Genomic DNA, 22,974 nt, shown 5'->3' with positions numbered 1-22,974 from the left:
CTCTGACGAAGGACGTGAATGTTGCTTAGCTTGACAAAACAAATTTTTTTTATAAAAAAATGGATTTAGTAAAATACGTACAAGACAAGTACATTACGAAAAAAGAATTCCCAGAATTCAAAGCCGGTGACACCATCACTGTGTATTACGAGATCAAAGAAGGTCAGAAAACAAGAACTCAGTTCTTCAAAGGAACTGTGATCCAATTGAGAGGAACTGGCGCTACAAAAACTTTCACTATCAGAAAGATGAGTGGTGATGTAGGTGTAGAGAGAGTTTTCCCAATCAATTTGCCTGCACTTCAAAAGATCGAACTTAACAGACAAGGTAAAGTTAGAAGAGCTAGAATCTACTACTTCAGAGACCTTAGAGGTAAAAAAGCAAGAATCAAAGATAAAGCTTACGGAGGTAAGAAATAATCTTGAGACTTTCTCAAAAAATATAAAACCAGCAAAATTATTTGCTGGTTTTTTGTTTAAAAAAATAAACGCTTACAAAATCTGTAAGCGTTTACTTTATTTAGATAATTCCTAATTCCTTTCCTACTTTCTCAAAAGCAGCAATGGCTTTGTCCAAATGTTCTCTTGTGTGAGCTGCAGACAGCTGAACCCTGATTCTTGCTTTTCCTTTCGGCACAACAGGATAAAAGAATCCAATGACATAGATATCTTCATTCAACAGTTTTTCTGCCATTTCCTGCGCTAGCTTTGCGTCATAAAGCATTACGGGAACAATTGCTGCATCGCCGTCTGGAATGTCGAAACCTTTAGCTTTCATTTCTTTTCGGAAATATTCTGCATTTTCCATCACTTTATCTCTTAATGAAGTATCATCAGAAATCATATCCAAAACTTTGGAAGCCGCACCAACAATTCCCGGCGCTAATGAATTAGAAAATAAATACGGACGAGAACGCTGTCTCAACATATCGATGATTTCTTTCTTTCCAGAAGTGAAGCCTCCTAAAGCACCACCCAATGCTTTTCCCAAAGTTGATGTGATGATATCCACTCTTCCGATAACATCATTCGCCTCGTGCGTTCCACGGCCTGTTTTTCCGATAAAACCTGTTGCGTGGGAATCATCTACCATTACCAAAGCATCATATTTATCCGCCAAATCGCAAACACCTTTTAAGTCGGCTACGATTCCGTCCATTGAGAAAACGCCGTCGGTTACGATGATTTTGAAACGGTGATTTTTTTCAGAAGCTGCAATCAATTGCGCTTCCAAATCTTCCATATTATTGTTTTTGTAACGGTATCTTACAGATTTGCACAACCTTACTCCATCGATAATAGAAGCGTGATTCAGTTCATCGGAAATGATGGCATCCTCTTCTGAAAACAAAGGTTCAAAAACTCCGCCATTGGCATCAAAACAAGCGGCGTAAAGAATCGTATCTTCCATTCCGAGGAATTTGGAGATCTTAGATTCCAGATCTTTATGAATATCCTGAGTCCCACAAATGAAACGAACCGATGACATCCCATAACCGTGAGACCCTATCGCATCTTGAGACGCTCTCATCACTTCCGGGTTATTAGATAATCCCAAATAATTGTTCGCACAGAAGTTCAGAAGCTTTTTTCCTCCAACTTCTATCTCTGCACTTTGCTGTGATGTAATGATTCTTTCTCTTTTGTAAAGTCCGTCGTTTTCTATGTTTGTTAATTCGTTCGTGATGTTCTCCAGGAATTTTTGTGATATCATTTTTATTGATTTTCGATTTTAACAAAAATAAAAAAAGCACTTTAATAAAGCGCTTTTTTGTGATATATTAACTTTTGAATTATTCCTTTATAATCTTAACTGACTGATCATTGAACTTCAAAATATAAGTTCCTTTGACCAAGGTCGAAATGTTGATTTCGGAATTGGGATCTGCAATACCTTTTTTGACTAATTTCCCGTCAACTGAGAATAGTTCGTAATCTGCTGATTTTACCAAACCAGAAATTTTGATTAAAGATTTGGATGGATTTGGATAGACATTGATATTTTTTTGATTGATGTCATTAACTGCGAGATTGTTATCTTTGATTACCGTAGAACCTTTTGTAATGATCTGATTTTCATAATTGAATGAAACATTTGTTACTGTGAACCCAACATCTTGTGTAAAATATTGATTATTGGAAGTATTGTCTAAGACAAAATAAGCTGTTTGTCCACCCGAACCTGATACTTTGATCGGCAAAGGCATTTCGAAAAAGCTTACAGCAGAACTACTCCTTGTCTGCCCAACCTTGAATGTCAATTGTTTGGTAGCTGTATTTTGCATCCATCGGATCTGATAAGTTGGATAACCTTCTCCATAGATCCAATCATTAAAGAATTCTGTAAAATCTTTTCCTGTATAAGAACTCAGAAAATTCTTGAAATCTGAGGTTTTTACATAATTATAAACAAAGGCAGGATTATTCTGGTAAGCTTTTAACATGGCATAAAACTGATCATCTCCGAGAATCCACTTTATCATCCTCAATACAAAACCACCTTTTGAATAAGATAATCTCCCGTTAAAGATCCTGTTAAAATCCAGTTGTGAAGATTCCGGTATATAGACACTTCCTCCTGCCTCACTAGTTATATAACCGATTTCGTTAGCCAGATAACTTTGAAATGTACTTGGCGCCATAAGTAGTTTTTCATAAGTAACATGTTCTCCGAATGTAGCAAAACCTTCATTCAGCCAGATATCATTCCAGCTACCACAAGTCAATTTATCTCCAAACCATTGATGTGCCAGTTCGTGTGCAATAAGACCTTGTCCAAAATTGATCATCGAGGTCATTGTTTGATGTTCCATCCCACCACCCCAATTGAACTGCATATGGCCATATTTTTCATTTCTGAAAGGATAAGGTCCAAAATTGGTTTCGAAATTTTGCATACAATCAGGTGTCCAGGCCAAACCATACTGACTATTTGCATCCGCTGCCGTTGCAGGATAAAGATAATTTACAAATGGAAAACTGCTTTCTGATGTAGTAATTGTAGAATTGACTTTCGTATAATTGGAAATTCCCAAAGCAAAAAGATAAGCCGCAATCGGGTAATTGGTTTGCCAGTAAGTTAATTTTTTTCCATTTCCCAAAATAGTTTCTGACATCAATTTCCCATTCGAGCCCACTGTATATTGCGCTGGTGTGATAATTTTAATGTCCATCTTCTCTATTTTATCGTTCATGCTTTGTTTTGTCGGCCACCACTCTCTTGCGCCGAAAGGTTCAGACAAAGTTGCTAAAATAGGATCCCCGGCAGGCGTGAAATCCGCTGAAAAGGAATCAGCACTTGCATCCGGAATTCCACTATAAGTAATAGACAAAGAGTCTGTGGTCTGAGCAGTTAAAGATGCAGGAAAATTGATTTTGATCTCATCTGAACTCAACTGTTGAAAAGTTAGATTTTGCCCATGGTATTTCACATTGGAAACAGTCAGATTATTAGCAAGGTCAAAATATATATTAGGAGAATTCGCTAACATTTTGAAATGTGAGGTCATCGTCCCGGAAACATATTGTTGGGTCGGGTCCAGATCAAGTTCCAATCTTACATATTGCAGGTCATAGTTCAGTGTATTTGGGTTGACATTCACATCCAGGGCTGACCTAGACGCAGCTTTCATTTCTGATTCTATAAGACCTTGCCTCTCAACATTACCAAATTGTCCGAAAACTGTATCAATTGTTAAGAAAACAATCAAAAATACATAAAGCTGTTTCATTATATTTAAATATTTTAATCCAAAGCTACAAAAAAACTCACAAAAATTTGTGAGTTCTTTAATTTATAAGGTATTGATAATTATAAATCTAAAGTGGGATCGAGTAATTGCTCCATCCTATCTTTTACTTGATTTACAGAGCCTGAAAACTTGTTGATCAATAGAGAAAACGCCAAAGTTTTATTATTTCTTGTTTTGATATAACCCGCCAAGCACTTCACACCACTTAAAGTTCCAGTTTTAGCAAAGATCTGTCCATTGGAATTGACCATAAACATATGTTTTAGAGTTCCCGATTGTCCAGCGATTGGTAAAGAATCGAAGTATTCCTTATAATAAGGTGATTTCATCATTTTAGCTAAGAATTTGGCCTGAGAAAGCGGTGTTACCGTATGCGCTCTGGAAAGTCCACTTCCGTCCATAAAATTAAGACCTTCCAAATCAAAACCGATAGATCGCAAATGGTCAGTTACAGCCAGTCTTCCAGATTCTACGGTCTGGTCACCTAATTTCTGAAAACCATTTGACTTCAGCAATGCTTCAGCATAACCATTATCACTCCTTTGATTCGTATAATTAACGATTTCAGCTAAAGTTGGAGATTTGTAGGTTGTTAGAATTTCTCTAGGCTCAGGTTCCCTGTCAACAATTTTAGGTGTCACTTTTCCAACAACAGTGATTTTATTTTTAGCTAAACTTTCTTTAAGCTTATTAGCTAAAAAAGCTGGTGGTTCAGCCACTTTTGTCGTTACCCAGTTACCTTCGAACTTATCGGCATAGACCATTTTCTTCGCATAAGGCGAAATATAAAAATATCTTTTTTGCTGATTAAACGGATTATTGGATTGATTAATGATCAGTTTCTCATTTCTTGGTTCGATACCTTCCGTTGTTCCGACAGGCAAATAATAGTTATCTTGCTCTAACCAAACAATGTTCTGAGGAAGTTCTGGTTTCTTGTTTTCTTTGAAAATCGCGGTCTGGATAATAATATCACCTGTGATTTTCTTGATTCCCTTCTCTTTGATCGCGTCCAAATATTGGGTTACGATCTGTCCATAGCTGGCCGCCCCACCTCTGTTTCCGCCTAAAGACGGGTCACCACTTCCAACGATATAAAGATTCCCGGTCAAAACACCTTCCGTATCAATACTTCCGGAATATTCTAACTGAGTGTTCCATCTGTACTGTGTTCCCAGAAGCGAAAATGCTGTTTCGGTTGTTAGTAATTTGGTTGTGGAAGCCGGAATCAATGGCGCAGTTTCGTTGTACGCCGTTACAATTTTCTCCGTTTTCGGGTCATAGACCACAAATCCCCAGTTGGCATTCCTAAGAACCGGGTCGGTAAACATTTTATTGATGTTAAACTCAATCTGCTCTTTCGGAGACAACAGCGCCTTTTCTGCCGTGATATCCTTTACAAGATTCTGCTGGTCAGCAACTTGTGGATAAGTAGAAACTGCGACGCTCCCTTGCGAAAATACAAATGAGGAAAAACCAATAGCGAAAATTGAAACGTAATTTCTGATTTTATTCATTCTCAAAACAATTACAATTTTTATTGAATTTTTATTAATTAAGGTTTAAGATCAATTAATCTTATTATCATAACTAAGTAAAGTTAGAGAATATTGCCAACGATTACACTGCCAAGGGTAATAAAAAACCAGAAAATACGTTAAAAATTGTTAAAAATCTACAAATAAATCTTTTTTGATGGATTTGTAAGCGGCAATTTCGTCAAATTCATCAAAAGATCTCAAAAGTAATTCTTTGTAGATCTTATAGTTCTTATTTTTCGGAAACTTGAGAAGGATCTGATATTGATAAAGATTGTTTAGCCTTGCAATCGGGGATTTCTCCGGTCCAAGAATACATTCTTCCGGAATATATTTTCTGAGAATCGAACCGAGGAATTGGGAAGCTCTGTTGATTTTGTCTTCTTTCCTGTGTTTCAGTTCAATCATTATCAATTTCACAAATGGCGGATAGAGAAACTTTTTCCTCTCATCAAGGAAATAATTATAGATCTCTTTAACATTCTGATTTTTAATCAATTCAAAAACCGAATGCAACGGATTATAGGTCTGGATCAGAATTTTTCCATTTCCGGAAACTCTTCCTGCTCTTCCTGCAACCTGCGTGATCAACTGATAAGCTCTTTCTTCCGCACGAAAATCCTGAACGTGAATCAAAGAATCCGCTTTTGGAATTGCCACTAGTTCGATGTTATCAAAATCCAAACCTTTGGAGATCATCTGCGTTCCTACCAAAATATCAGTTTCTCCGTTTTCCAGCTTTTCGTAGAGCTTTTCATACGCAAACTTCTTTCGCATTGCATCCACATCCATTCTGTCAACCTCTGCATCAGAAAATATTTTTTGTACTTCCTCTTCGATTTGTTCAACGCCAACGCCTTTTGTATTCAGATTGTCGCTGTTACAGCTTGGGCACATCATCGGTTTGGAAGCACGATGTCCACAGTAATGGCATTTCAGCTCATTCGAAGATTTGTGATAGGTCATCACAACGTCACAGTTGCTGCAATAGGTCACGTGACCACAGGTTTCGCATTCGATGACATTGGCATAACCACGACGATTATGAAGAATAATCGTTTGTTTTTTATGGTTTAATTGAAGATTGATCTCTTCAACCATTTTCTGACTGAAATTACCGACGATCTTCTTTTGGTTTTGCGCTTCTTTGATATCAATGATCTCAAATATTGGCAGATCCACTTTCCCAAATCTCTCATTAATGGAAACATAACGCAACTTGTCTTTCATCGCCAGATCGTAGCTTTCCAAAGAAGGCGTTGCCGAACCGAGAATAACTCTTGACTGATAAAATTCCGCCAACATCATTGCTGAATCTTTCGCATTGAAAAAAAAGTGCTGGTCTCTTTGTCTGTAAGCCGAATCGTGTTCTTCGTCCACAATGATCAATCCCAGATTTTCAAAAGGTAAAAACAAAGAATTTCGAGTTCCAATCAGGATATTAAGTTCATTTTTCTTGATTTTCCGCCAGACTTCTACTCTTTCAAAATCCGTTAATTTATTATGATAGAAACCGAGTTTTTTCCCATATTTTTTTTCGAGACGGATTGTGGTCTGCTTTGTTAAAGCAATCTCCGGCAAAAGCAAAATCACATTTTGTCCGGAATTGATGCAATCTTCAATTTTCTCAAGATAAATATGTGTTTTTCCAGACGAAGTTACACCGTGAAGTAACACATTTTTGTCTTCTTCAAAAGCTTGATTGATTTCCGAAATTGCTGATTTCTGATTATCTGTCAGTTCTTCGATTTCTTCGATTTCGCCATCGTAAGAATCGATTCTGTCTTTTTCCAGATAATATTCTGTAACCCAGCCTTTTTCAATCAAAGATTTAAGTTGTTGATTGACAAAGTTACCTTCATCAAAAACTAGCGATTTTCGAATTGGATCTTCCGGATTGTCAATTTGTTTTGAAAGGATATTGAGGAAGAGATCTTTTTGTTTTTTCGCTTTATCGAGCTTTAAAAGAATCATTGCCAAATTCTCCGATACTAAAGCTTCATCATTGATTTTCAGATAAGCAATTTCTTTCGCTTTATATTTTTCCGTGATTTTTTCATCCACAGAAATATATTGTTCATCAATCAGCGCATTAATGGTTTTGATTATCTCTTTTTTCGGGATGAAGGCTTCAATTTCTTGTAAATTCAACATTTGACGAACCTCCAAAGCCTGGAGAAGATAAGTTTCGTTCGCATCCAGATTTTGCCAGTCAATCGTTCTTTCCGACAACAATCTGACGTAAGTTTCGCTTTCCAATTTGAGAGAAGACGGAAACGCCAAACGGTAAATTTCGCCTAGATTGCACAGATAATAAGAACTGAGCCAATTCCAAAAATCCAACTGTTGTTTCGGAACAATCGGTTGATTGTCTAAAAGATTGATGATTTCTTTCGGAACAAAAGTTTCTTCAAAATCGTTGAACAATTCCGCAACAATTCCTGTGTAGATCTTCTTCCCACGAAACGGAACCAGAACTCGCATTCCAACTTCGATTTTGTTCAAAAAATCTTCAGGAACTTTGTACGTGAAAGTTCCTTTGAGATTGAGTGGAAGGATTATTTGGGCGAATTGCAAGTTGTGAATTTTTTTTAACGCAAAGAGCGCAAAGTTTTTTATTAATTATTGAGAATATTTTAAAGTCGCTAAGATGCTTCGATAAAAACTCTCTTTTTGTCATTCCGTAGGAATCTAAATCATTTTATCAAAAACGTAGAGATTCCTACGGAATGACAAATATTATGTTTTACTTGAAGATTTTATGAAACCGATTTATAAGCTTCAGTAATATTATTTATAATTAAACTGTATAGCTTTGGAAAGCTTCTTCGAGACTTGCAAATTTTCCTTTGAATTCTGAAATCGGAGAATCTTGTAATATTTTTCCTTGATGAATCAGAATTACGCGTGAACAAAGCGCTTCCACTTCCTGCATAATATGCGTGGAAAGAATCACGGTTTTTTCCTTTCCAATTTCTTTGATGACATTTCGGATTTCTACAATTTGATTTGGGTCTAGTCCATTGGTTGGTTCATCGAGAATCAACAAATCTGGTTCGTGAAGAATGGCTTGAGCCAATCCAACACGTTGTTTGTAACCTTTGGAAAGCTGACCGATCTTCTTTGATTTTTCAGGCGTAATTCCAACCAAATCAATGACCTGTTCCACTCTTTCTTTTTTAATATTATGAAGATTCGCCACGAATTGCAAATATTCTTTCACAAACATCTCGTTATAAAGTGGATTGTTCTCCGGAAGGAAACCGATTTTCTTTTTAGATTCGATTTCGTCTTCTGAAATGTTTTTTTCATCGAGGAGGATTTCGCCTTCATCGATTTTCAGAACGCCTGTTATAGATTTCATCAACGTGGATTTTCCGGCACCGTTTGGCCCGAGTAATCCAATGATCTCGTTTTTTTTGATTTCGATATTAATATCGTTGAGCGCAACTTGCTCTCCGAAATGCTTTGTTAGTCCTGAAATTTTTAAAGACATCGATTATAGTTATGAATGATGAATTATGAGTGATTTTTAATCTTTACAAAAATATGAAAATTACTGCATCTTTTTGAACGCAAAGTCCGCAAAGATTATTTGAATTGATTGAAACTATTTAAGGTTCGCAAAGACGCTTCGCTCAGAGAAGAATTAAGTGCAAACTTTGTCATTCTGAAAGAATCTAAACGGTTGAGGTTCCTACGGAATGATAAATATTATGATTTAAGGATATGAAAACTTGGATAGTTGAGAAAATGTCAATTGAAAAACAAATGTTCAAACTTGGCGAAGCGCGCCCCGACCTGAGTGGAGCTCTTTTTCTTTTTTGAGAAAAAAGAAAAAAGCGGGAACGGAGGGCGGATAAAGGCGCCCAAATAAATTTCATAAATTATTTTTTGTAACAAATTTTTGATATCATTACTAACCGAATAGAGTTAAAACAAAAATGGGTTCATCTGAGAAAGAATTTTTAGAGAAAATCGATAAACACAAAGGAATCATCTTTAAGATCTCCAAAATGTATATGGATAATCGTGATGACCAGAATGACCTTTTTCAGGAAATCGTTTATCAGGTTTGGAAGTCTTTATCGAGTTTTGAAGGAAAATCAGAATTCTCAACCTGGCTCTACAGAATTGCTTTGAATACAGCAATTATTTTTCTGAAAACTGAGAAAAGACGAACTTTTATCCAAAACGACGATGTCTCGCTCTACAAAATAAAAGAAGAGGAATACAACTTTGAAGACGAACAAAACCTAAAGCTGATGTATGAATCTATCCAACAACTGAATCCAATTGACAAGGCTCTAATTTTCTATTATCTAGAAGATTTTTCCGGAAAGGAAATGGCGGAACAAATGGGAATCTCGGAAGGCAATGCAAGAGTAAAACTGAACCGAGCGAAGGAAAAATTGAAGGAACTAATCAATAAAAAGGCTTCGAGAGCCTCAGCCTGAACAACAACATCAACTAAACTATCAACTATCAATTATCAAAGATATGGACCTAGATAACCTTAAAACCCTTTGGAATAAAGAAGATGTTTCCGAAACACCGGAGATCTCTACTGAAAGACAAAAAGAAATACACCTACCTCTGGAAAAAATCAGGAAGAATATGCGCAATGAATTTTGGTCAACTATTATTCTCTTACCAATAGTTCTAATTGTGATCTGGTTTTTCCAAATACCTTTTCGTTTTAAGCTTTACATTGAAGTCCTGGTTGCTTCTATGACATTGGTAACAGTTTTCTTTTTTAGCAAATTCTTTAAACTTTACAGGGAAATCAGCAATCCTACTTTGGGAACTTATGACTCTTTGAAGGACCTGTTTCATCAATTTGAATTAAATAAGCAATATTACCTTTCATTTTATCTGAGTTTCGTCCCGTTCCTTGTTTGTGAAATGATCATAGTTATAGAATCCATTCCACACACGAGACAATTCAGCAATGGATATCTTACTTACACTCTACTTTTGCCTGTAGTCATTGGGTTGTTTATGTTATATTTCATAGGTAATTGGTGGTATCAATTTTTCTATGGTAAGTACCTTGACAGAATCAAAAAACTGGTTGAAGAAATGAAACAGGATTAATGTCATTTTAATTATTAAAAAGCCTTGCAAATCTTATTAAGAATGCAAGGCTTTTTTAATTTTCATAAGCTGAAAATTTTTGTAAATTTGCAAACTTATGGGACAAATCCTGGCTATCGACTACGGAAAAGCAAGAACCGGAATCGCTGTTACAGACGATATGCAGATCATTGCAAGCGGACTCACGACAGTGGAAACACCAAAACTTGTGGAATTTCTGAAAAAATATTTTTCTGAGAACAAAGTGGACGAGATTGTCATCGGACTACCCACAGATCTGAAAGGCAATATGTCCGAGATCGAAACTGATATTCAGAAATTTATTTCGGTATTTGAAAAGGAATTTCCCGATAAAAAAATCAATCGTCTGGATGAACGTTTCACTTCCAAAATGGCTTCTTTCTTCATCAGCCAAAGCGGAAAAAACAAAAAACAGAGACAGGAAAAAGGATTGATCGATAAAGTAAGCGCAACCATATTGTTGCAGAATTTTTTAGAGCAAAAGAGATGATTCTACCAATTAGAGCCTTTGGCGACAACGTTTTGAGAAAAAAAGCCCACGATATCGATAAAGATTATCCTGAGCTGCAGACATTGATTGACAACATGTTCGAAACGATGTACGGTGCAAACGGTATTGGTTTGGCTGCGCCTCAGATCGGTTTGGACATCAGACTTTTTGTGGTAGATGTTTCCCCTCTTTCCGATGACGAAGATTATGAAGACATTGCTGAGGAACTGAAAGATTTCAAAAAAGTGTTCATCAATGCAAAAATCCTTGAAGAATCCGGAGAGGAATGGAAATTCAATGAAGGATGTTTGAGTATTCCGGAAGTCCGTGAAGATGTGAAGCGTAAATCGACCATTAAAATAGAATATTACGACAGAAATTTCGTTAAACATACCGATACATTTTCTGATATCCGGGCAAGAGTTATACAGCACGAATATGACCACATCGAAGGAATCCTATTCACAGACCACTTGAGCGCTTTGAAGAAAAAAATCGTAAAAGGAAAACTTCAGAAAATCGCCAACGGAGACATAAGTGTAAGCTATAAAATGAGGTTTCCGAAATAAATGAGAGATGAAAAGTAAGGGATAAAAAAACTTTTTACATCTCACATAGACAATTAAAAAAAATTACTAAAGAAAAATATTAAAATGCAGTTAGAAAAAATTATTTCAATCTCCGGAAAACCGGGACTTTTCAAATTGGTTTCTCAATTAAAAAACGGTTTTATTGTTGAGGACATCACAACCAAGAAAAAAGCGAGCATCTCGAACTCAAGCCAGGTAAGTCTTCTTGATAATATCGCAATGTTCACATTTGATAAAGAAGTTCCTTTGTTCGAAGTTTTTGAAAATATTGCAAAAAAATACGATTACAAACCAACCATCAACCACAAGTCTTCCAGCGAAGAATTACGAGCTTTCATGGCTGAATCTCTTCCTAACTATGATGTGGAAAGAGTCTATGAGTCTGACATAAAAAAATTGGCCCAATGGTACAATTTGCTTCAAAAAGCTGGTTACATCACACCGGAAAGTTTTGTAAAACCAGAAGCGCCAGCAGAAGAAACTATTGAAGAAGCTAAGGTAGTTGAAGAAAAAGAAGAGAAAAAACCAGCTGCTAAAAAAGCGCCGGCAAAAAAGGCTGCTGAAAAAGCAGAAGCTACAGAAGAAAAGCCAGTTAAAAAAACAGCTGCTAAAAAAGCAACTAAGAAAGAAGATTAATTTGATACGATAATGAGTTGATGTGATGATTGAAAATTCCGCAATTCATTCTTCATTATTAATTTTACAATATTAAACTCTCTCAGAAATTCTTATTTTTGAGAGAGTTTTTTTATTCAAAGTCTTCGAGAGCCTCAGGCTGACATTATCTACAATTTCAAATTCAATATTGAATTTGTCCTGCTGAGATCCTCGAAACATTAAAGTAAAATTCCTTTTTATGAGAGTTATTTCACTTGTTCCATCGATTACGGAGACATTATTTGATCTGGGTTTATCAACTGACGAAATTGTTGGCAGGACAAAGTTCTGCATTCATCCGGAAAATTTGGTTGATAAAGTTGAATTGATTGGCGGAACAAAAAACCTCAACATCGATAAAATCAAATCTCTGAAACCAGACCTGATCATTGCCAATAAGGAGGAAAATATCAAAGAGCAAGTCGAGGAACTGATGAAAGATCTCAAAGTTTTGGTAACGAATATTGAAACACTTGAAGATAATTATTATCTCATCAAACAACTCGGACACATCTTTGGGAAGGAAGAAAAAGCTCAGTTTTTCAATTTGAGAACCTATGAAGCTTTTGATATTCCTAAGCCTGAAAAACGCTTGAAAGTCGCTTATCTCATTTGGAAAAACCCATATATGACAATTGGTGGCGATACATTTATTTCGAGAATTTTAGAAGAATTAGGATTTGAAAATCTGTTTAAAAATCAGAAACGATATCCCGAAGTTCAATTGGAAGATTTGAAGGAAGCTGATTTGATCTTCCTTTCGTCAGAGCCTTTTCCTTTCAAGGAAAAACATATTGAGGAATTCAAAGAAGTTTGTCTGAATCAGAAAATTATGATTGTTGACGGCGAAGCGTTTTCGTGGTATGGGACACATCTGGCAAAGTGTGGGGAATATTATCGGGAACTTTTGACAGAAATCAAACAATAAAAAAGCCGCAATGTATGCGACTATTTATCTTTATAAAAAATTTTTAACTACAAAATCTTCGCAACCTCCTCACAAAGCCAGTTCAGCAGTTCTTCATCTTCTGTTGTGAATGGGTCGATTGTATGAGAATCGATATCGATTTGTCCAATATTTTCCCCATTCTTGAAGATAGGAACTACAATCTCCGCCTTTGTATCAATGGAACAAGCTAGATAATTATCCTGCGCCCAAACATCCGGAACTACAAAAGTTTCCCCAGAAACTGCAACCTGACCACAGATACCTTTTCCAAAAGGAATGATCGTATGGTCTGTTTCCGCTCCAACATAAGGACCAAGGATCAACTCATCTTTATCTCCATTCTTGAAGTAAAAACCGGTCCAATTGTAATAGGAAATCTCTTTGTCCAAGACCTGGCAGATCTTCAGAAGTTTCGCGTTCTTATCGTGTTCCGGACTTTCTAAAATGAATGAAAGTCTTTTTTTAAGTTCTACCATTGTTATTAATTTAATCCTTCAAAAGTTAATTCTTTATAACCGAACATCCCTCTATCTTTTATCATTTCGGCCACACTTTTCGGTAACTCATCTTCCCAGCCCAATTCGTGAGTAACGATCTTTTTAAGGATCTCTCGGGAATAGATTTCCAGGAATTTCGGATTGTAATTGGAAATATCCACAATCCTCTTATTGAGCTTGAAATATTTGTACAATTCTTTGAGATTATCGTGGACCTTCAGGTTTTCCGAAGTCAGCAATTCGCCATCCTCCGGATTTTTGTAAGGATAAAGGTAAACACGCATATCCTTTTTGAAGAACTTGCCAAAAGCTTCCAAAATCCCTCCCGGAAGATTCTTATAGTATTCCTCATCGAAGACATCCAACAAATTGTTAACTCCCATTGCAACACCGATATGCTGATTTGTAAATGTTGAGAAATAGTCTACCATTCGGTAATATTCGGAGAAGTTGGAAATCATTACCGTATATCCTAAAGTTCCCAAAATATCAACTCTGTCCAGGAAATCCCTTTCATCGATATCTCCAGCAGCTCGCAGATTCGAAATCGTAATTTCGAAAAGAATCTGTGTATTCTCGTGGTCACAAGAATTATCCTGATTGAACATTTCCAGACCGTGCTCGAACATATCGATATTCACTCGAGTTACAGGCCGGAAACTACCTCTTACCGCAAAAATATTTTTCTTGTAAAGAATATCCGCCGGCAACATATTGTTCCCTTGGGAATTGAAGATCACAGCATCTGTCATTCCCAATTTCACAAGCTGAAGACTCATCAGTCGATTGTCCACATACCTGAAAGCTGGACCGCTGAAATCTATCATATCGATCTCCAATCTGTCCAGAGAAAGGTCATCATACAAAGATTCTACAAGGATCCTTGGATTGTCTGTATAAAAATAAGCCCCATAGATCAAATTAACTCCTAGACTTCCCAAAGTCTCCTGTTGCAAAGTCGGATTGGTCTCTTTGAATTTTACGTGAATGATAATTTCGTTATATTCTTCATTTTCAGAATTTTGAAATCTCACACCTACCCAACCGTGACCTTTTGTCGTTTTATCGAAATTGATGGTTGTAACAGTATTGGCATAGGAAAAGAATTTTTTCCCCGGATTGTTCTCTCTCGGAATCCTTTCCTCTATAAGAGCCACTTCGTAACGCAACATTTTCCTGAGTCTGTTCTGAGTTACGTATCGGTTTTTGGCCTCTTTGCCATATATTGCATCAGAAAAGTCCTTATCGTAAGCAGACATTGCTTTCGCAATGGTTTGAGAAGCGCCACCAGCTCGGAAAAAGTGTCTTACAGTTTCTTGACCCGCTCCTATCTCCGCAAAAGTTCCGTAAATTGAAGAATCAAGATTAATAGCTAAAGCTTTCTGTTTTGGGGTAAGTTTTGGCTTTATCACAAAGAATTAGATTTATTTTGTAAATTTACCAAAATAACAGCAAAAATAAAAATGCTTTTAAAATTTTTAGGAACCGGTACTTCACAAGGCATTCCTGTTATCGGCAGCCATCATCCGGTTTGCCTTTCCAAAGACCAAAAAGATAAGCGTTTACGTACTTCTGCGCTAGTAACTACCGATTCCGGAAAGAAAATATTAATTGACTGCGGCCCCGATTTCAGACAACAAATGTTGAATAATAACGAGGAACAAATCGATGCAGTTTTGATAACGCACGAGCATAATGACCATATTATCGGTTTGGATGACCTGCGACCTTTGATCTTTAAGAACAAAGCCTCGATGCCCATCTATTGTAATGCCCGAGTTGCTAAAGAAATAAAAGACCGGTTCCCTTACGCTTTTCAAGACCATAAATATCCGGGTGCGCCAAGTTTCGATCTATTTGAGATCGGAGATGATTTTACTCTTTTTGATGAAGTTGAGATCCGTCCGATCGACATCATTCATTCTGATATCAATATCCTTGGGTTCAAATTTAAAAACCTAGCTTATATCACCGATGCCAGTAAAATTAATGATAAGGAAAAAGAAAAGCTGAAAAACTTAGACCTCTTCATTATCAATTGTCTCAGAAAAACAGAACCTCATCACTCCCATTTTATTCTTCCTCAAGTTTTGGAGTTGGTGGAAGAACTTAAGCCGAAAAAAACATACCTCATACACATCAGTCATCATCTGGGTTTTCATGAAGAAGTGGAAAAAGAGCTTCCTGGCAACATCCATTTGGCCTATGACGGATTGGAAATAGAATTTTGATAAAAATATTTTTTGATTTACAGATCATTAAAAAATAAAAACAAAAAAATAATCGAAAATCATTTTTTCGGGTAAAAAATATTTATATATTTGCACACCGATTTACAGCACACTGTAACACTTGCCCAGGTGGCGGAATTGGTAGACGCGCTGGTCTCAAACACCAGTTCTTAGGAGTACCGGTTCGATCCCGGTCCTGGGTACATTAGATCCTCTGAAACTATTGTTATCAGAGGATCTTCTTTTTAAAGGATGGCTTTCTTATTTGCTCTTCTTAAAGCATCTTATAACATATTCTTCTATTATATTTTCAGATACATCATACTTCTCGAATATTACTCCATGTGGATATTTCCTATCATCTTCACAATTGGTATTTTCATGCTCACAGAAAAATCCTTCTCAATTAGAGGAAAGAATTTAAGATATATAGTTATTTGGCACATTAAAGTATATCGTTATCTTAATCAACATTGAAAATCAACTGAATGCAGTTCTAAAATCGAATATCACTAGATCTGGAACATAAAAAATCCAGCAGAAGCTGGGTAAAAACTAATAACCATGAAAACTCAAATTAAACATGAGAATCGCTTCATCAACAAACAATAAGTAGGCCACAAAAAATTAAAATTTACTTAAAAAAAGTTATTTTATGACTTAAATTAGAAGCCCCTTATTGGTCATCATTCTCTAAAAAACCCTTAAGCCATTGGTAAAGGCCTTCGAAAATTGGATAAGGCCAATCTGATCAGGTAGCCGCCCCGGTTTGGCAAAGTGTCCCTGGAAAGTCGATGCCTGACCCCTTACTTCTTCATGCTTATCTTAAGATAAAAACATCAATTCAGTTGCCTGAGGTCATCGTAGAATGGAAGCAAATGGTGTGGAATCAAAAAATCATTTAGTTTTTTTTCATATTGGATATCTGACATACCTTCTTGAGGATGGAACAGATCATTTTCAATTTTAGGGCAACTTGTAAGCTTATAAACGTAAATTCGGTGAGGTCATTCCAAAAAAGATGGTCTAGAAAAATGGTGACCATGTCAAATCCATCACATAGCCATGGAAGCTGTCCAATGCATCACCCGGAACGGTTATGGTGAAATTGTTGTGGTCATTGGTCTTCTGGTCGAGATGCAGAGAAAATCCTGACCTGTCTAGAAAGGGGCTCTCATCCAGTGTTATGTGAAATAAACGAGCGGACTTTCTTTGTCTGTCAAAAATCCTTAAAGTTTTGGAGGAAAAATATTTTTAATACCGTCTGGATCAGCCTACCGTTGCTCATGGCATCCTAACCTTGCTGAAAATCATTAAGCGTTTCATCGGAATATATTCTTTTGGACATATCATTGTGTGTTTTTGTAATGGTTATTAAAATTGTGGTAATTCATCAAAAAAATAGAAATACTATTCTTTCCACGATTTTATATGAGTGGCACCATTCACGTCAAATTTCTTGGCGATCAGGTGCATCTCTATCTGTAGCAGTTCGGCATTTACCGAATTGAAATGTTCAGTGAATCTGGTACAGTAAGCTTTTTCAACGTGAGTTCCTGAAGCTTGCTCATGGCATCTCTTCTGAAAAACGTTACAGTACCGTTCTTGGTCTTGTTATGGTCAAGCATCCACCCCAGCTCAGGATTTCCCGTGCTCTCTATACGGATGAAGATCTCCTCACCCTGGGGCACCCCCTGCGGTTTGCCGGTCTCGTCTGTAGCCTGGGTAAAGCTGTATCTGCATTCTAAAATATTATAGATATTGCCGTCTAAATCTAATTTTGATAAAAAGGACATACGTTTTATAATTATGAATGATTAGTTGTGAATGACGATGGTGAGAAAAAAGAGTAGGACAAAATTGAATTCCCGTCTTGATTATTCACCACTTTCTCCATTAATTAGTGTCTAATTGATAAAAGACAAAAATGGGCAATATGATATTGCCCATTACTTTTTTGACCTACAAAGAACCTGGCCACTCATTCTCATAAGCGCCGCTCCCCATTTCTATTTTTCTTGCAGAGATCGTAAAGGTTTCCGTCAGAGGATTTTCCCCAGTAGAATCAAAATTCTCTTTGTGTTTCACCAGATATCCTTCTGTGAATTTCAATTCTTTAAGTGTGGCATCACTGTCTCTTTTGAAGAATACGATGCTTCCGTCCTTTCTTTCAAATGAATTGGTCATCCATTCAAAAAGTTCTGTAGAATTTGTCCCTTCTACCACAACATCGATCTTACCCCCTCTTGTTACTGTTGATGGTCTTCCTGTTGCATCTGTTTCCTGAAATAATCCGTAGCTTACGTTAAGAGCAGTGAACTCTTTTCCTGCTACTTTGAATTTTGCTTTAAATGACATAATTTTTTTTATTAAATGTGTTAATTGATTAAATATTTTTCATCTGTATTTTTAGAATAAAAATTCTACACCTGTCAATTGATGATAAATCATCATAGGATTTGAGCCGGTGAAAGTAAAGTGTTTTTTTGAATAGAGAATTTACACCCAGTCGTTTCTGTGGGAAGCATTGCCCATTTCAATTTCCTTGGTAGAAAGCACAAAGGTTTCGGTAAGGGGATTTTCTCCTGTGGAATCAAAATCTTCCTTATATTTTACAATATAAGCTTCTTTGAACTTCAGTTCCTTCAAGGTAGCATCACTATCTCTTTTGATAAAGACAACACTACCATCCTTTCTTTCGAACGAATTGGTCATCCATTCGAAAAGGTCTGTGGCCCCTGTCCCTTCAACTGTTAAGTGGATCTTCCCGCCTCTTGCGATGGAAGATGGTCTTCCTGTCTGGTCTGTTTCCTGTAGCATTCCGAAATCTACAGCTAAGATGTTGCGCTCGATACCGGCGGCTTTGAATTTTGCTTTAAATGACATAATAAATATATTTTAGGTTTAAATATCTAATAACACCAATAATGGAAATATACCCTCTGTATTTATACAATATATTATTATTTTATAATGACCAACCAGGGAATATATTCTTGTCAAATCTATAATTTATTTTAAATTAAACAAATGATAATTTAATAATTTTTTAATTATTTTATTATGTTAAATTTGATTATTTTTGTCAAAACAAAACTATAACACAATTAAATTATCAATTATTTTACATTATCATCAATAATTAAAATATATAATATTTTTTTATTTTTAATTATTTTATATCAATAAACATTTTATTTATTATTATTCACACCAATCAATCTTTATTAATTATTTTATTTAAAATTGAATTAATAAAAAGAAAGGAATTAAATTTTGAAATAAACTTTACATAACTGCAATATCATTGTGAATAAAAATTTTCATTTTATTGTCATCAATCATTAATTTTATAAATAAAAAGCGCGAGAATTACTTTCCGCGCTTCCATTATTAAGGATAAAAGATCACTTCTGTTCATATTCAGTCTCCCATTCGTTACCATCATCACCTTTGTGACCATCCATTTTGATCAAAAAGTTCTTGGCAGGGAAGTATGGCTTCATATGAATATCAAGATGAATTCTATCTTTTTGTACAGGATCCTGCTCAAATTTTCTGATTTCAAAGTTCTCGATCAATTTACCGGGACCTGTGATACTATCCAAGAAACGCACAATTTGATTCATGATCTCTTTTCTCGTAACTGCAGTAAAGTTTTCAAAAGCTCTTCTGTTCAAGAAGTCCATCAAAACTTTGGTCACATAATCAAAAACCCTTACAACAGAATAAGTCTGAAGTCCCAAGTTATCTCCGTTGAATAAAGTTTTACCTGAGAATGCCATTACTTTACCATACTCATTTACCATCGGGATCAGTCCAAGGTTTTCAAGATTGGCAATTTCACTTTTCTTCAAGTCGAATTTCACACCATCCACTTCATTGATCCCCCCAAACTTTTTACCCGCAGTAACCTGAGACATCAATGTATGATAAATTTTCCCTGCCAAAGCTGCAGAAGGTGGAATAAACAGATCTTCAGTTTCGTTGATATCTTCGAACCTTCCTCTTCCGACCAGCCAGTTACAGGTCATCAGAACATTGGCCCTGTAAACATCACCACCCGTCAGATAAGCCTGATCGAACATTTCCATGACATCATCCGGTTCATCAAGATGTTCAAAATCTGTCACCAGCATCACTTTGTTTTCGTGAGCCAGTTTTGCCCATTTTTCAACTACTTTGTTAGAACCCAAATATCCTGGAATGACCAAAATCCCATAATTGTTCTTAAGGTCCAACCTGTCATAGTTGTCAGAAAGTTCGGCATGGATCGTATCAATGAATCTTGTGTTATCAAGATCTTTCAATTGCTCAAGGTTTGCATTGACAATAGTGACATTTTTCACTTTCTCGGTTTCCGTATTCTTGTAGAATAAAGCAGCCGTTCTATAGTTTGCCTCCAATTCCCTGGTGACATCGACAGCTTTTGAAAGATTTTTGGAAAGCAGGTCTTCAGAAGACTTTCTCTGATCTTCACAATTCGCAACCATATCGGTCAATGAATCATTTTTACTGATCACACTTGCCCAAAGTTCAAGAGTTTTCTTAAGCGTTTCTCTTTCTTTTTCTTTTCCCAGTTCGGTAAGAAAGATCTTTCTTCTTGCCTTTCTATCCGGATTAATGTTTTGTACACCTTCAATCGAAGTTTCCAATAAATCGAAACCTCCATATCTGGCCAATTTATTAAGGCTGCTTTCCAAAGATGCCGATCCTTTTCTTTGTTCCAGTACTGGTGCGGCAGTTGATGCCTGTACTGATTCTTCTGGTTTTGCCATGATCTTCTGTGTTTTTTTTAATTATTGTTGGTTGTGTTACTTTCTAATTCTTTGATTAATGACTGAAGTGTGTCCAGTAATCCTTTTTTTGCGTCAGGATCTTCCAGAGCAGCTTTCAGGATCTTGTTTGTTTTCAATTGTTTGATGATTTTCTGGTACTGGTCTTTTTCCGTTTCCAGTCCACTCAAAAATCCGCTTTGCCCCGTGATGCCTTTCGTACCAAAATCACCTAGATTTTTGAATTTCAGGTTTTCCATTTTGACAGATCCCTGTGCATCTTCGAAATCAACTTTGATCTCTGGTTTGAAATGCTCAAAAACTTTTTCGATCGTGTTCAATCCTTCTACCAATTCTGGCTTTACAGGATCGTCCGCCGTTAATTTTTGCGCTAAAAGCGTTCTGTTTTGAGGGATCTCGAAGATCGCCTCACTTGTGTCCAGTGGAACTTCATTTCCACCAATTCCTTTGTTTGTCAACATAAGTGTCTTTTTTAAAGGGTTAATAATTGTTTTTAATTAATATCATCGACTTTTTTTAAATGATATTTCTATTTTTGAAAGATCCGATATGGATAGATGTTTGCAGAAGCATTTCTCAGTTTAAGCAGGAAGCTTTCACATAGATACTCCCATTCAGAATCTTTGATCGATTCTTTTTCCTCAGGATTTCTGATCAGGCTAATATCAATAGTTCTGCTGAATCCGCCTTTCAAAGACACCTCTTTTTTGGTTCCTTTTGAGACCTCAATACTTTTTATTGTATTTTTGAAATGATTCAATCCGAAAACTTTTATGTCCGCAACGGTCACTATTCTTCCTCTTGTAAGCAAAGAATTCCTGTATTCTAAAATTTTATCTTGTGGCGATAGGCTTTTCCTGCCTGCTGTTGATGGTCTGATCATTATTGCCGTTTTATCCAAAGCAGAAACATTGGAACCCTCTACGGTCAAAACTGTGCCTTGTTTAATATCGTTTCCTTCTTCTGCAAGAGTCAACCAATAAGAAATATTACAGCCAATCTCAGAATCTTGAGAGTCCGAAGTGATCACCAAATATGGATTATTGGTTTGCGAGAAACTCTTCTCCTTCGCCAATTGATGAAGTGCCGCCACATTTTGATTGATCTGTCTTAAAGTTTCTTTTGTGGAATCCGCACCTATCCCGGAAAAAGCAGCCGTTTCATCTTTGATTAGCTCCAAAAGGTATTGCAGAAGTTCCGAAGCTCCTCTCTGGTCAAATCGTGAAACACCACCTTTCCTTAAAACAGCAGAAGTTCCGTTACTCTCGGCAGCATAATTTTTAACATCGAACCGTCGCCCTCTATCATCTGAAACATGATCCAGGTCCAGAAAACTGTCATTAGATTTTATCGGAATAATATTAAGCCTTCCCGTAACTCTGTGATAAGATGTCACATTATGGATATTCAAGACTGGAATACAGTTGAGTGTAATGCTCACATTCTCCAGAACCTCATTCACAACCGCTTCCGAAAATTTGAACTTTAGCCAAACAATATCCTGATTCTCAGAAAGCTTGTTGTTTTGAAAATATTTTTCAAACAATTCTTCTTTCCTGGGTTTATCAACGTGCGAGAGTTTTTCCCTTAAAGTAAAAAAATTCGAGAAATAGTACTGATTGACATCAGTATAAACATGCTCAAGATCCGAATAGTTTTTGGTAATGATACTTTCCATATCAATGTTCTTCTGATTTACATTATACCCTTCGTGCAATGAAAATTCTTTTTCACCAAAGTAGATCTTAGCCTGTTTCAGGTAATAAAAAAAGAGTTCTTTCTGATAATTATTGTTGATATCGATATAAAACATCAGATTTTCAAGGTCTGAGTTCTCTTTGCAACGAATTCCGACCCACATCTCTCCAGACGGAATATACGGTTCTCCTTTTGACAGCAAATCTGTAAAGAAGAAGCTTTCCACACGATTCAAAGTATTTCCGAAAGCAATATATTCGATTTTTGCGGTGGTCAGTTTCACTTCAATAGTTGGGCAAAAGAATACATCTTTGCTGTTACTTTCCGTCGGATTGAATACATTATGAATCCGTTTGCTTGTTTTAAAATGATTTTTCAAGGATATCGTAGAATGATTCTCCAAAGGAAAAACCTGGATCAATGACCTTGACGGAATAACTCCGGAAACTTCTTCCGGAAACATTATCTCAAGAATCCGTTCTATGATCCGTGATCGTGAGCTTTCCAGCTCAAAACCCAATTTCTCAAGTTCTGAAGCCGTTGCAGAAAGCAGAAGACTCACGATCGGGTCAAAGGAGGTTTCCGATTCTAATTCGTTATATCCCCAAAGTCTGGCTGCTCTTCTTAATATCCTATCTTTTATTCTTTCCTGGTTCATT

General features: G+C 36.3%; 20 protein-coding genes, 1 tRNA gene and 1 pseudogene. 9 read left to right on the top strand and 13 right to left on the bottom strand.

Annotation, left to right across the window (positions count from 1 at the left end):
* Positions 1 to 59: 59 nt before the first annotated feature.
* The gene (gene rplS / locus BLT30_RS05500; RefSeq protein WP_089872138.1) at positions 60 to 419 is read left to right on the top strand and encodes a 50S ribosomal protein L19; all 360 of its coding nucleotides are present in this window, start codon (positions 60 to 62) and stop codon (positions 417 to 419) included.
* A gap of 100 nt (positions 420 to 519) precedes the next feature.
* Here rplS and kbl read toward each other — a convergent pair whose 3' ends face one another.
* The 5 genes from kbl to BLT30_RS05475 all read right to left on the bottom strand — a co-directional run bounded on the left by kbl (position 520) and on the right by BLT30_RS05475 (position 8,785).
* Positions 520 to 1,713, bottom strand: coding sequence for a glycine C-acetyltransferase (gene kbl / locus BLT30_RS05495; protein ID WP_089872135.1), 1,194 nt, complete (start codon positions 1,711 to 1,713; stop codon positions 520 to 522).
* A 79-nt stretch (positions 1,714 to 1,792) separates the two neighbouring features.
* Positions 1,793 to 3,730, bottom strand: a complete 1,938-nt coding sequence (locus BLT30_RS05490; RefSeq protein WP_089872133.1) for a M1 family metallopeptidase — start codon at positions 3,728 to 3,730, stop codon at positions 1,793 to 1,795.
* A gap of 80 nt (positions 3,731 to 3,810) precedes the next feature.
* Positions 3,811 to 5,268 (bottom strand): D-alanyl-D-alanine carboxypeptidase/D-alanyl-D-alanine endopeptidase, encoded by a 1,458-nt coding sequence (gene dacB / locus BLT30_RS05485; protein WP_089872131.1) that lies wholly within the window; start codon positions 5,266 to 5,268, stop codon positions 3,811 to 3,813.
* Between the two features lie 150 nt (positions 5,269 to 5,418).
* Positions 5,419 to 7,866, bottom strand: coding sequence for a replication restart helicase PriA (gene priA / locus BLT30_RS05480; protein WP_089872129.1), 2,448 nt, complete (start codon positions 7,864 to 7,866; stop codon positions 5,419 to 5,421).
* A 223-nt stretch (positions 7,867 to 8,089) separates the two neighbouring features.
* Complete coding sequence (locus BLT30_RS05475; RefSeq protein ID WP_089872127.1) at positions 8,090 to 8,785, bottom strand: ABC transporter ATP-binding protein; 696 nt, start codon at positions 8,783 to 8,785, stop codon at positions 8,090 to 8,092.
* A gap of 448 nt (positions 8,786 to 9,233) precedes the next feature.
* Here BLT30_RS05475 and BLT30_RS05470 point away from each other — a divergent pair, with 448 nt between their 5' ends.
* From BLT30_RS05470 to BLT30_RS05445, 6 genes are all read left to right on the top strand, one after another.
* Positions 9,234 to 9,746, top strand: a complete 513-nt coding sequence (locus BLT30_RS05470) for an RNA polymerase sigma factor (RefSeq protein WP_089872125.1) — start codon at positions 9,234 to 9,236, stop codon at positions 9,744 to 9,746.
* Positions 9,747 to 9,789: 43 nt separating this feature from the next.
* Positions 9,790 to 10,386, top strand: coding sequence for a hypothetical protein (locus BLT30_RS05465; RefSeq protein WP_089872122.1), 597 nt, complete (start codon positions 9,790 to 9,792; stop codon positions 10,384 to 10,386).
* Between the two features lie 97 nt (positions 10,387 to 10,483).
* Positions 10,484 to 10,897, top strand: a complete 414-nt coding sequence (gene ruvX / locus BLT30_RS05460) for a Holliday junction resolvase RuvX (protein WP_089872120.1) — start codon at positions 10,484 to 10,486, stop codon at positions 10,895 to 10,897.
* Positions 10,894 to 11,466: a peptide deformylase gene (gene def, locus BLT30_RS05455; RefSeq protein ID WP_089872118.1), complete on the top strand. Its 573-nt coding sequence runs from the start codon at positions 10,894 to 10,896 to the stop codon at positions 11,464 to 11,466. Before ruvX ends, def begins: the two co-directional genes overlap by 4 nt.
* An 84-nt stretch (positions 11,467 to 11,550) precedes the next feature.
* Positions 11,551 to 12,123, top strand: a complete 573-nt coding sequence (locus tag BLT30_RS05450) for a DUF5606 family protein (RefSeq protein WP_089872116.1) — start codon at positions 11,551 to 11,553, stop codon at positions 12,121 to 12,123.
* A 220-nt stretch (positions 12,124 to 12,343) separates the two neighbouring features.
* Positions 12,344 to 13,072, top strand: a complete 729-nt coding sequence (locus BLT30_RS05445; RefSeq protein WP_089872114.1) for an ABC transporter substrate-binding protein — start codon at positions 12,344 to 12,346, stop codon at positions 13,070 to 13,072.
* A 47-nt stretch (positions 13,073 to 13,119) separates the two neighbouring features.
* On the opposite strand, the gene BLT30_RS05440 is transcribed toward BLT30_RS05445, so the two are convergent.
* Positions 13,120 to 13,569: a GAF domain-containing protein gene (locus tag BLT30_RS05440; protein ID WP_089872112.1), complete on the bottom strand. Its 450-nt coding sequence runs from the start codon at positions 13,567 to 13,569 to the stop codon at positions 13,120 to 13,122.
* 5 nt (positions 13,570 to 13,574) lie between these two features.
* Positions 13,575 to 14,999: a nicotinate-nucleotide adenylyltransferase gene (locus BLT30_RS05435; RefSeq protein ID WP_089872930.1), complete on the bottom strand. Its 1,425-nt coding sequence runs from the start codon at positions 14,997 to 14,999 to the stop codon at positions 13,575 to 13,577.
* Between the two features lie 54 nt (positions 15,000 to 15,053).
* On the opposite strand from BLT30_RS05435, the gene BLT30_RS05430 reads away from it, so the two are divergent.
* Both BLT30_RS05430 and BLT30_RS05425 read left to right on the top strand, forming a co-directional pair.
* Positions 15,054 to 15,821 carry an MBL fold metallo-hydrolase gene (locus tag BLT30_RS05430; RefSeq protein WP_089872110.1) on the top strand — a complete coding sequence of 256 codons (768 nt, stop codon included), beginning with the start codon at positions 15,054 to 15,056 and terminating at the stop codon, positions 15,819 to 15,821.
* A gap of 123 nt (positions 15,822 to 15,944) precedes the next feature.
* Positions 15,945 to 16,024 (top strand) — tRNA-Leu (locus BLT30_RS05425).
* Positions 16,025 to 17,231: 1,207 nt separating this feature from the next.
* On the opposite strand, the pseudogene tssD (BLT30_RS05420) reads toward BLT30_RS05425, so the two are convergent.
* The 6 genes and pseudogenes from tssD (BLT30_RS05420) to BLT30_RS05395 all read right to left on the bottom strand — a co-directional run bounded on the left by tssD (BLT30_RS05420) (position 17,232) and on the right by BLT30_RS05395 (position 22,973).
* Positions 17,232 to 17,617, bottom strand: a pseudogene (gene tssD, locus BLT30_RS05420) (type VI secretion system tube protein TssD).
* Between the two features lie 166 nt (positions 17,618 to 17,783).
* Positions 17,784 to 18,179, bottom strand: coding sequence for a type VI secretion system tube protein TssD (gene tssD / locus BLT30_RS05415; RefSeq protein ID WP_027384336.1), 396 nt, complete (start codon positions 18,177 to 18,179; stop codon positions 17,784 to 17,786).
* A gap of 141 nt (positions 18,180 to 18,320) precedes the next feature.
* On the bottom strand, positions 18,321 to 18,707 hold the full coding sequence (tssD, locus tag BLT30_RS05410; RefSeq protein ID WP_089872108.1) for a type VI secretion system tube protein TssD: 387 nt from the start codon (positions 18,705 to 18,707) through the stop codon (positions 18,321 to 18,323).
* Positions 18,708 to 19,228: 521 nt separating this feature from the next.
* Entirely contained in the window at positions 19,229 to 20,599 is a 1,371-nt protein-coding gene (locus BLT30_RS05405; protein WP_089872106.1) for a DUF5458 family protein, read from the bottom strand.
* A gap of 17 nt (positions 20,600 to 20,616) precedes the next feature.
* Positions 20,617 to 21,078, bottom strand: a complete 462-nt coding sequence (locus tag BLT30_RS05400; protein ID WP_089872104.1) for a hypothetical protein — start codon at positions 21,076 to 21,078, stop codon at positions 20,617 to 20,619.
* Between the two features lie 68 nt (positions 21,079 to 21,146).
* Positions 21,147 to 22,973, bottom strand: a complete 1,827-nt coding sequence (locus BLT30_RS05395) for a type VI secretion system baseplate subunit TssF (protein WP_089872102.1) — start codon at positions 22,971 to 22,973, stop codon at positions 21,147 to 21,149.
* Between the last annotated feature and the right edge of the window lies 1 nt (position 22,974).

It is taken from the genome of Epilithonimonas hungarica (genome assembly GCF_900102265.1).
In the GTDB taxonomy this organism is placed as follows: Bacteria; Bacteroidota; Bacteroidia; order Flavobacteriales; family Weeksellaceae; genus Epilithonimonas; species Epilithonimonas hungarica.
This window is presented reverse-complemented; position numbering and strand designations above follow the sequence as displayed.

Bases quoted from the DNA above. Each gene is read 5' to 3' on its own strand.
- BLT30_RS05405 (WP_089872106.1), bottom strand. From the start codon at position 20,599: ATGGCAAAACCAGAAGAATCAGTACAGGCATCAACTGCCGCACCAGTA.
- ruvX (WP_089872120.1), top strand. From the start codon at position 10,484: ATGGGACAAATCCTGGCTATCGACTACGGAAAAGCAAGAACCGGAATC.
- BLT30_RS05465 (WP_089872122.1), top strand. From the start codon at position 9,790: ATGGACCTAGATAACCTTAAAACCCTTTGGAATAAAGAAGATGTTTCC.
- BLT30_RS05490 (WP_089872133.1), bottom strand. From the start codon at position 3,730: ATGAAACAGCTTTATGTATTTTTGATTGTTTTCTTAACAATTGATACA.
- rplS (WP_089872138.1), top strand. From the start codon at position 60: ATGGATTTAGTAAAATACGTACAAGACAAGTACATTACGAAAAAAGAA.
- BLT30_RS05470 (WP_089872125.1), top strand. From the start codon at position 9,234: ATGGGTTCATCTGAGAAAGAATTTTTAGAGAAAATCGATAAACACAAA.
- BLT30_RS05450 (WP_089872116.1), top strand. From the start codon at position 11,551: ATGCAGTTAGAAAAAATTATTTCAATCTCCGGAAAACCGGGACTTTTC.
- BLT30_RS05440 (WP_089872112.1), bottom strand. From the start codon at position 13,569: ATGGTAGAACTTAAAAAAAGACTTTCATTCATTTTAGAAAGTCCGGAA.
- tssD (WP_027384336.1), bottom strand. From the start codon at position 18,179: ATGTCATTTAAAGCAAAATTCAAAGTAGCAGGAAAAGAGTTCACTGCT.
- BLT30_RS05475 (WP_089872127.1), bottom strand. From the start codon at position 8,785: ATGTCTTTAAAAATTTCAGGACTAACAAAGCATTTCGGAGAGCAAGTT.
- def (WP_089872118.1), top strand. From the start codon at position 10,894: ATGATTCTACCAATTAGAGCCTTTGGCGACAACGTTTTGAGAAAAAAA.
- kbl (WP_089872135.1), bottom strand. From the start codon at position 1,713: ATGATATCACAAAAATTCCTGGAGAACATCACGAACGAATTAACAAAC.
- BLT30_RS05400 (WP_089872104.1), bottom strand. From the start codon at position 21,078: ATGTTGACAAACAAAGGAATTGGTGGAAATGAAGTTCCACTGGACACA.
- dacB (WP_089872131.1), bottom strand. From the start codon at position 5,268: ATGAATAAAATCAGAAATTACGTTTCAATTTTCGCTATTGGTTTTTCC.
- BLT30_RS05430 (WP_089872110.1), top strand. From the start codon at position 15,054: ATGCTTTTAAAATTTTTAGGAACCGGTACTTCACAAGGCATTCCTGTT.
- BLT30_RS05395 (WP_089872102.1), bottom strand. From the start codon at position 22,973: ATGAACCAGGAAAGAATAAAAGATAGGATATTAAGAAGAGCAGCCAGA.
- BLT30_RS05445 (WP_089872114.1), top strand. From the start codon at position 12,344: ATGAGAGTTATTTCACTTGTTCCATCGATTACGGAGACATTATTTGAT.
- tssD (WP_089872108.1), bottom strand. From the start codon at position 18,707: ATGTCATTTAAAGCAAAATTCAAAGCCGCCGGTATCGAGCGCAACATC.